Here is a 237-nt window from a genome sequence, read left to right as displayed (position 1 = left end):
CTAAAATAATTAAAGCTTTTAAACTTAAACCTGACTGTCATTGTACATCGAAATATCTGAATAACCTCATTGAGCAAGATCACCGTCATATTAAAGTAAGAAAGACAAGATATCAAAGTATCAATACAGCAAAGAATACTTTAAAAGGTATTGAATGTATTTACGCTCTATATAAAAAGAACCGTAGGTCTCTTCAGATCTACGGATTTTCCCCATGCCACGAAATTAGCATCATGC

1 protein-coding gene is annotated in these 237 nt (G+C 32.5%); it reads left to right on the top strand.

The window, feature by feature from the left end; all coding sequences use genetic code 11:
• The coding region (locus IDG63_RS15055) for a DDE-type integrase/transposase/recombinase (protein ID WP_206176513.1) at positions 1-237 on the top strand (237 nt) is incomplete at both ends.

It is taken from the genome of Staphylococcus sp. EG-SA-14, from assembly GCF_017151935.1.
Taxonomy (GTDB): Bacteria; Bacillota; Bacilli; order Staphylococcales; family Staphylococcaceae; genus Staphylococcus; species Staphylococcus aureus.
The sequence above is the reverse complement of the archived record's forward strand: the minus strand, read 5'-3'. Positions and strand labels throughout refer to the sequence as shown.